At 72.2% G+C, this 8,650-nt stretch carries 4 protein-coding genes; 2 read left to right on the forward strand and 2 right to left on the reverse strand.

Annotation, left to right across the window (positions count from 1 at the left end; all coding sequences use genetic code 11):
• On the forward strand, positions 1–655 hold a 655-nt coding region (locus KDM41_15705), incomplete at its 5' end, for an aminotransferase class I/II-fold pyridoxal phosphate-dependent enzyme (protein ID MCB1184872.1).
• A gap of 55 nt (positions 656–710) precedes the next feature.
• Here KDM41_15705 and KDM41_15710 read toward each other — a convergent pair.
• Positions 711–1,355, reverse strand: a complete 645-nt coding sequence (locus tag KDM41_15710; protein MCB1184873.1) for a hypothetical protein — start codon at positions 1,353–1,355, stop codon at positions 711–713.
• Positions 1,356–1,454: 99 nt separating this feature from the next.
• Entirely contained in the window at positions 1,455–6,599 is a 5,145-nt protein-coding gene (locus tag KDM41_15715; protein ID MCB1184874.1) for a carboxypeptidase regulatory-like domain-containing protein, read from the reverse strand.
• A 328-nt stretch (positions 6,600–6,927) separates the two neighbouring features.
• On the opposite strand from KDM41_15715, the gene KDM41_15720 reads away from it, so the two are divergent.
• Positions 6,928–8,565: a right-handed parallel beta-helix repeat-containing protein gene (locus KDM41_15720; protein MCB1184875.1), complete on the forward strand. Its 1,638-nt coding sequence runs from the start codon at positions 6,928–6,930 to the stop codon at positions 8,563–8,565.
• Positions 8,566–8,650 lie beyond the last annotated feature (85 nt).

Raw genomic sequence — 8,650 nt, forward strand, 5'->3', positions numbered from 1 at the left:
CAACCCGACCGGAGGCGTGTGCGACCTGGCCTTCTACGAGGAGGCGGTGGCCTGGTGCCGCCGGCACGGCGTGATCCTCGTCAGCGACATCGCCTACAGCGAACTCGGCTTCGACCCGGAGGCGCCGCCGCCGAGCGTGCTCCAGGTCAAGGGCGCCCGCGACGTGGCGGTCGAGTTCCAGAGCCTCAGCAAGAGCCACAACCTGGCCGGTTGGCGGGTGGGCTTCGCCGTGGGCGGCCCCGAGCCCATCGCGGCCCTCGGCAAGGTGAAGAGCAACGTCGACTTCTCGCTCTTCGGCGGCATCCAGATGGCGGCCGTCGAGGCCCTCACCGGCCCCCAGACGATCTGCCGCGAGAACCGCGCGCGCTACGAGCGCCGGGCCCGGCGGCTGGCCAAGGGCTACCGTGAACTGGGCTGGGACGTGGCCACGCCCGTGGCCACCATGTACCTCTGGACGCGCATCCCCACCCCCTACGGCGACGACGACATGGCCTTCGTGACGGACGTCTTCGACCGCACCGGCGTGCTGCTCTCGCCGGGCAGCGGCTTCGGCCGCTACGGGCGCGGCTTCTGCCGCACCTCGCTGGTGGTGGACGAGGAGGGGATCCGGCGCGTGCTCGCGCTGCTGGGCGAGGCGGAGATCCGCTGGCGCTGAGCGCGCGCCGCGGCGGACGCGGTGCGAAGCGGCGGCCATGGCCTCCGGCCGGCGGTCAGTCGGCCGAAGCCGGCTCGGCCGCGGCGCCCTCGGGACCGGCCGCGAGGAGCGCGAACGGTTCCTCGCGCAGCAGGCGGCGGTCGAGGTAGACGCGGAAGAGGTAGTCGCCGACCTCGCGCTCCCGGTCCGGGGCGATGTTCAGGCGGCTGTCGAGGGTGAAGGCGGGCCCGTCGGTCATGAGGGTCTCGGCCCGGACGTGGTTCAGGTCCTCGGCGTCGCGCCACGCCACCGCCGTCAGCCAGCTGGCGTCGGGCTGCCGCCGGGTGGTGGCCCGGGCGTAGCGCCGGAAGAGTTCGCGCCCGTCCGGCCGGATCCAGACCAGGTGCACGGTGTAGGTGCGGCCGTCCCGCACGCCGCGGAAGTCGACGAGGGCCTGCACGCGCGCCTTGTCGTCCATGGTGAACTCCCGCCCCACCCCGATGCGCTTGCCCGTCTTGCGGCCCACCTTCCGGCACAGGACCACGTCGACCCCGAAGCCGTCGCCGGCCGCGGCATCGACCCCGGGCTCGGCCTGCCCGGCCGGACCGGTCGCGCCGGCGGCCTGCCGATACTCGTCCCCCGCGCACCCGGCCAGGACCAGGCACAGGCCCAGCCCCACCAGGATCAGCACCGCCGCAGCCTGCCCACGTTCGTTCCGCATCGCGTCCCCCGGGGTCCTTCCGTGCGGGTGCGGACACGCCGTGACGCGTCCGCACCGGTTCCGCCGGCCCGCCCAGCGGGCCGGATCCTCGCTGCCGAACTACTTCAGCAGGGTCATCTTGCGGGTCTGGACGACGTTGCCGCTGACCAGCCGCGCGAAGTACAGGCCGGAGGCCGCCCGCCCGCCGCGGTCGTCCTCGCCGTTCCACACCACCGTGTGCACGCCGGCGTCGCGCATCTCGGCGACGAGGGTGCGCACGAGGCGGCCGTTCACGTCGTACACCTTCAGCGAGACCTCCTGCCGCGCGGGCAGGCTGAAGCGCAGGGAGGTGCGCGGGTTGAACGGGTTCGGATGGTTGCGGCCCAGGGCCACCCGGGTCACCGGCACGTCGTCCGCCCCGGAGACCGAAGAGATCGTGAAGTCGGCCGCCGAGGCCGACTCGGCCGCGTTGCCGGCGGCATCGTGGCAGATCACCTTCACGCGGTTGGTCGTGCCCGGCAGGTCCGGGACGGTCCAGTCCCAGGTCTGGTTGAAGGCGCCCGCGGCCAGGACCGTGTCCCAGGTCGCGCCGCCGTCGGTGCTCAGCCGGATCTCCACGTGGACCACGCCGGTGTCGTCGGCGTGGTTCCAGGTCACCGGCACCGTGGCGCCGACGTCGTAGGAGCCCCCGCCGGCCGGCGCCGTCAGGCTGACCGTGGGCGGCGCGGCGTCGACCACCGGCGCCGTGCTCGTGAGCATGAAGTCGTCCACGCCCGCCTCGACCACCGAGCCGGAACCGAGGTCGCTCGCCACGAAGCGCACCTGGAAGTTGGCGCCCGGGGTGAGCAGGCCGTCGAGGTCGAAGGTGTGGAACGACCACGAGCGGTCGCTGGCCGTCGTGTTCTCCAGGTCGACCCAGGCGCCGCCCGCGTCGCGGGCCTGGACGACCCACGCGTCGGCGGCCGGGTTGTTGCCCGTGTCGTTGGTGTACCAGCGGCGGTAGCTCAGCGCCAGGGAGCTGTGCCCGCCGAGATCGAGCACCGGCGACAGCAGGGTCGTCGTGCCGTTGTCGATGTCGTTGCCGCCTTGGGCCCCGCCCACCGGATCCTGGCCGGTGATCCAGCACAGGGTGCCCGGATCGTTGAAGTCGTCCTCGGGCACCACCTGGTAGGGATCGCTGAAGACCCCATTCGGATCGACGTTCTCCCACACGCCGGTCAGGGCGTCGTCGCCGGCGGCGCCGGCGGTCCAGTCGCCCGCCGACTCCATGTCGTTGGCGTAGACCACCGTCGTCTGGGCGATGGTGAAGGCGTGCACGGAGGTCGGCGCATCGGCCGGCGACGTGCTCTGCAGGCCCAGAACGTCGGCCGCCGTCAGCCAGTACTGCACCCGGGTGCCGTTGGGCTGGCCGGGGATGGAGACCCGCCACGTGTCGGCCGGGCCGTCCGGCTGGGGCACCAGCTCGAAGGGCCCGCCCGACGTGCTGGACGTGTAGTAGAAGTGCATGTCCTGCATGCCGCTGTAGTCCCGGGCTTCATAAACGACATCATAGGGCCCGGCGGTGTCGCCCGAGCTCTCCGGCTGGCTGAGCAGGGTCAGCTCGGGGCCGGCGATGTCGACCAGGGCGAAGTCGGCGACGGTCTCGGCGTCCTCGAGGATCGTCACGGCCCAGGTCGTGTCCGGGGCGAACGACGGGTGGCTGACCGCCACGGCGTACGCGCCCACGTTCAGCGAGGTGCCGTAGCTGCCGTCGAGGGACGAGAGCGTGCTCTTGCCGGCGCCGATGACGTGCACCTGGGCCCCGTCGACGGGCGCGCCGTTGCCGGCGCAGGTGACGGTGCCGCTGAGCTGGCCCTGGGGCAGGGCCGCCACGGTGCGGAAGGCGATGCTGCGGCCGGCGACCAGGGGGGCGGCGGCGACCGGGTAGGCGTTCCAGTAGGTGTAGAGCACGGCGTCGTCGCGCTCGCCGTTCTGGATGCCCACCGTCGCGTAACCCGTCTGGGAGTCGGTCGGCGTGACGGTCTGGTAGTTCATGACGATGACGCCGTCGCCGGTGTCTCCCGCGTCGGCGGCCGGATCGACCAGCACCGCCTGGAACGTCTCCGTGGCGCCGGTGACGGCGTTGGCCATGTTGTGCCACTCGATCACGAGGCGGTCGTTGGCCGTGTCGTGCCACCACCAGACGCCGCTGCCGGAGGGCTTGATCTCCAGATCGTCCCAGTACACGGCGACCATGTTGTCGGGCGTGCCCGGGCTGGGCAGATGCCAGTTGCGGTAGTGGCGCAGGTCGGTCGCGCCGAAGCTGAACCAGCCGTTGGAGCAGACGCTGATGCGCGTGAAGGTCTCGCCGTAGTAGGTGAACGGGAAGGGCAGGTCGAGGATCACCACGTCGTCCGAGTAGCGGTCGTAGTCGGTCAGGCCGACGCTGGTGCCGGAGCCCCCCAGGTCGGGCGAGATCTCGATCCAGGCGGAGGTCGGCGCCTGGCCCCAGCCGGTGTCGGTGTCGTCGAAGGCGTAGTAGCCGTAGCGGTCCGGGCCCACCGGATCGGTCGAGCGCGCCTCGCCGACGGTGACGAGGACCGGCAGGGTGCAGGTGCCGCCCTCGGCGAAGACGACCTGCAGTTCGAGGGCGGCCACGTGGCCGGGGATCGCCCCCAGGCTCGCCGAGACGGCGAAGTCGTCGGCGCCCGTGGCGCCGGTGCCGCCGATGGCCATGGCGCCGATGGTGGCGCTGGCGTCGGTGACCTCGACCCAGTCGCTGTGCGAAACGAGCGTGGCCGTGGCCCCGCTCGAGGCCTGGTTGCCCAGGTTGCGCAGGGTGACGTCCAGGTTGGCCGAGCCGCCGGGGCCGATCAGGGCGCTCAGGGCGGACGCCTCCAGTTCGGCGGCCGGGCCGGTCACGGCCACGTCGACCAGCGAGGTCCAGGTGCCGCTGCCGTCGGTGGCCGTCAGCTCGAGGGTGAAGGTCGTGCCGCCCGGCGCGTCGGCGGCCACGGAGACGGCGAAGGGCACGTCGCCCGCCGCGCTCGCCCCGGCGCCGAGGAACCCGTACGCGGCGCTGCCCTGGGTCACGGTGATCCGCGGGTCGCCGCTGCCGAGTGTCGCCGTCACGCCGCTGACGCTGCCGGTGCCGTCGTTCCGCAGGGTGATGTCGAGGGTGATGTCCTCGCCCGGATTGGCCAGGCCGTTGCCGTCGCCGCCGGACGCGTCGGACAGCAGCGCCCCCACGTAGTCGACCTGCGCGGCCACGGCGCCCACGTTGAAGCCGGCCACGTACGGCTGCAGGTTGTGGCCCGTGACGACCAGGTCGTAGGGGCCGGCGGCGAGTCCGGACAGGGGCACGTTCACGCGACCGGCGGCGTCGGTGCGTCCACTGACCACGTAGCCCCCCGCCGTGGAGACGGCCACCAGGGCGTCGGCCACGGGCGAACCGCCGGCCGTCACGCTGACCGGGATCGTGTTGGCGCCGACGGCCAGGCTCGCGGGATGGTCGACCACCAGTGCCTGCGGCAGGGCCGTCCAGATGCGCGTGGCCGGATCGCCCATCAGGTTGTTCCAGGTCGACCAGATGATGACCTCGTCGGGCTCGAAGTCCTGGTAGTTCTCGTAGAGGTGCAGCTTGCCCAGGGTCAGGCCCGGCCCGACCCGGCCGTCGCCGTTCAGCACGCCCTCGGCCACGCCCTGGAACATGCAGTTGTTGTAGCGGGTGTGGGTGCCGATGGTGGCCGTGCCCATGGAGGCCACGCCGCCGCCGTTGGGCGCGCGCAGGAAGGCCTCGGAGCGGCACACGGTGTCCGATTCGAAACTGCCCGTGTCGCAGGTGACGATGAGGGCGAAGGGCAGCTTCTGGCCGTTGGACATGCTGGCGATGTGCGAGGTGCTCATGCCGCTCATGCCGAAGTAGCCGCGGTAGGTGAAGATCGACTTGCCCGCGTTCACCGACTGCAGCATGAGGGTCGTGAAGTTGCCGCCCCAGATCGTGTCGACGGTGGTGTAGTTCAGGGCCAGGAGCTGCTCCTTCACCCACTGGCTGACCCAGATCGTCGAGTAGCCCGACGAGCTCGGGTCGGCGGCCAGGCCGGCCCGCGTGAACCAGCCGGGATCGGTGGAGACGAGGGGCTCGCTCTCGTAGGCCACGATCTTGCCCACGACGGTGGCCAGCTCGTCGGTGCTCGTGACCGAGATGCGCCCGATGTGGACGTCGGACATCACGTCGCCGCCGGCCAGCAGGGTGTAGTCGTGGTCGCCCTCGCCGCCGTAGCCGGAGAGGCCCTCGATGAAGGTCGGGATCGACACGGCGCCGTTGGCGTCGCCCACGAGGGTCACGAACTCGAGCGGGGGATCGGCCGTGTCGTAGATGCCCTGGATGTAGGACTTGATCGCCGCGGTCGTGCCGCCGGTGATGTTGGTCGAGGTGGCGATGACGTTGTAGCCCTGGCGCCGGCGCCAGGCCAGCAGCGGATCGAGCTTGCCCGCGATGCCGGTCACCTCGGGGTAGATCACGAGGTAGGTGCCCGGGGTGTCCATCTCCAGACCGGTGGGCGTGTAGTCGATGACCTCGTCCTGCAGCATCCTGGCGAACGACTCGGGGATCGCCCGGTCGGTCGCGCTCTTCCGGCCGTCCGCCGCCGCCACGTAGGCGAAGCTGACCTCGAGGCTGGCCGCGGCCTCCAGCGAACCGTCGGCGGCGTTCCAGCGCACGGGCCGGAAGCGGACCGGCACCACGCGCACGCCGCGCAGCAGGCCCGGCTCGCCGACACTGACCAGGGGCTCGGCCGCCGCGGCCTTGCCGGCCGCGTAGCTCGCGGCGTCGAACACGAAGGTGGCGGCGTCGCCCTGCTGCAGGCCCTGGTCAGGCCAGGGCCGCCAGGTCCCCGCGAGCTGCCGCATGTCCTCGCTGACGCTCTTCACCTGCAGGGTGCGCCCGTCGGGCACCGCCACCAGCTGCGTGACCAGGGGCAGCTGCGGCGCTCCGGGAGCGCCGACCGACGCGGCGCCCGGCAGCTCAACGGCCTGCCAGGTCGTGCCGTCCGCCTCCCGCGAGGTCAGCTCCAGCCAGGGGGCGCTGAAGCGCAGGGTCAGGCCGGCGGCCGACTTCTCCCCCAGCGCGACGGCCGTGGTGGCCGCGGCTTCGCCGGACGGTTCTCCGAAGGTTCCAGAAGCTCCGGAAGCAAGAGGCACCCGGACCGGTTCGGCCGCCGCGGCGGCGACGGTCCACAGGAGCAGGATGACGGCGAACAGGGAAACGACAGGGCGGGAACGCATGAGAGGCCTCCGGATGCGAACGCGACGGGCGCGGCGGCGGACGGATGCAGGGATTCGGAATTCGGGCGAACCGCATGACTATATCAGGTTTGGTGACCGGATGGGCGGGCAATATGATCCCGACATCGCAATAAAATCTGACACATCATCGGGTTGTTCCGGGGACGGTCAGGACGAAACCGTCGCCGGATCCACCATTGCGGTGGTTTTCGACCGCGCGGGTTTGCTATAGTCCCCGTCCACCATCCGTCCCCCCCGCGGGTCCGGCAGGCCGCCGGCTCCGTCGGGTCGCGTCCGCCCGGCGGCCGGGGACACGAAAGGACACGTCATGATCCGCCAGTGCGCCCTCATCCTGCTCCTCACCCTCGGCCTCGCCGGCGTCGCCTCGGGCGGCGTGCTGAACGTGCCCGGCGACTACGCCCAGATCAACGACGCCGTCCAGGCCTGCGCCCCCGGCGACACGGTGCTCGTCGCGGCGGGCACCTGGCACGACTGCACCCACCCGACCGAGGGCCCGGGCACGACCCCCGCCAGCGTGATCATGAAGTCCGGCGTGACCCTGCGCGGCGCCGGACCCGACCAGACCATCATCGACGCCCAGAGCCTCGGCCGCGGCATCTTCATCGAGGCCGTGTCCGACTGCCGGGTCGAGAACCTGCGCGTGACCGGGGCCTTCGCCTCCATCTACGGCGCCGGGATCCTGGTGCGCAACGTGGACGCCACGGTGGCGGTCACCGACGTGCGCGTGACCGGCTGCACCGACGGCGGCGTCATCTGCATCACCGGCGCGAGCCCGGTGCTGACGCGCGTCGTCATGGACAACAACTCGGCCAAGCAGGGCGGCGGGCTGGCCATCGAGGAGAGCAGTTCGCCCCAGGTGATCGACTGCGTCGTCGAGGCCAACACCGCGCCCAGCGGCGCGGGCGTGTTCATCCGCCAGAACTGCGCGCCGGTGCTGAGCGGCTGCCTCATCACGGGCAACGCGATCACCGCCAACTGGGGCAACGGCGGCGGCATCTCGGTGCAGTCGAGCACGCCGCAGATCCTCGGCTGCGAGATCACCGACAACACCACCCTCGGCTACGGCGGCGGCGTGGCCTACCTCGACGGGGCGGCCGGCCTCATGGAGGACTGCCTCGTGCAGGGCAACGACGGCGCCTTCACCTACAGCCAGGGCGGCGGCATCGCCACCAGCGCCGCCGGCCCGACCCTGCGCCGCGTCGTCATCGTCGGCAACACCGCCAGCGGCTTCTTCGCCGAGGGCGGCGGCATCGACATCAGCTTCGCCCCGGCCCCGACCCTCGAGAGCTGCACCATCGCCGGGAACGCCACCAGTCCCAACGGCTTCGGCGGCGGCATCTCCGTGCAGTGGAGCGCCGCGCCGGTGATCGACCGCTGCATCATCGCCTTCGCCACCGCGGGCCAGGGCCTGTTCTGTTCGAGCGCCACGCCGGTCGTCTCCTGCACCGACATCTACGGCAACGCGGCGGGCGACGCCCTGTGCGGCACCGACGCGGGCGGCAACTTCTCGGCCGATCCGCTCTTCTGCGGCAGCGCCGGCCACGAGTACAACCTCGACCCCGCCAGTCCCTGCGCGCCGGGCAACCACCCCGGCGGCCTGTGCGGCGGCGACCTGATCGGCGCCCTGGCGGCCGGCTGCGGCGAGAGCCCGGTGCCGGACGCGGCCCTCGCGGGCCTCGGCCTGGACAACTACCCCAACCCCTTCAACCCGATGACGACCATCGTCTTCTCGCTGCCGGCCGACGGTCCGGCGGTGCTGCGGGTCTTCGACCTGCAGGGGCGCCTGGTGCACCACGCCGCCTGGGACCGCCTCGACGCCGGCCGCCACGAACACCGCTGGAACGGCACCGACCGGTCGGGCCGCGCCCTGGCCAGCGGCCTGTACCTCTACCGCCTCGACAGCGGCCAACTCTCCCTCACGCGAAGGATGAGCCTGATCCGATGATCTCCACCCCCCTCGTCGCCGCGCGTCTCATGGCGCGCGGCTCCGTGGCGGCCGCCCTCGTCGTGGCCGCCGCCGGCGTCGCCCC

This window comes from bacterium (assembly GCA_020440705.1).
Taxonomy (GTDB): domain Bacteria; phylum Krumholzibacteriota; class Krumholzibacteriia; order LZORAL124-64-63; family LZORAL124-64-63; genus JAGRNP01.

Coding starts and splice junctions, on each gene's coding strand:
- KDM41_15710 (MCB1184873.1), bottom strand. CDS start 1,355: ATGCGGAACGAACGTGGGCAGGCTGCGGCGGTGCTGATCCTGGTGGGG.
- KDM41_15715 (MCB1184874.1), bottom strand. CDS start 6,599: ATGCGTTCCCGCCCTGTCGTTTCCCTGTTCGCCGTCATCCTGCTCCTG.
- KDM41_15720 (MCB1184875.1), top strand. CDS start 6,928: ATGATCCGCCAGTGCGCCCTCATCCTGCTCCTCACCCTCGGCCTCGCC.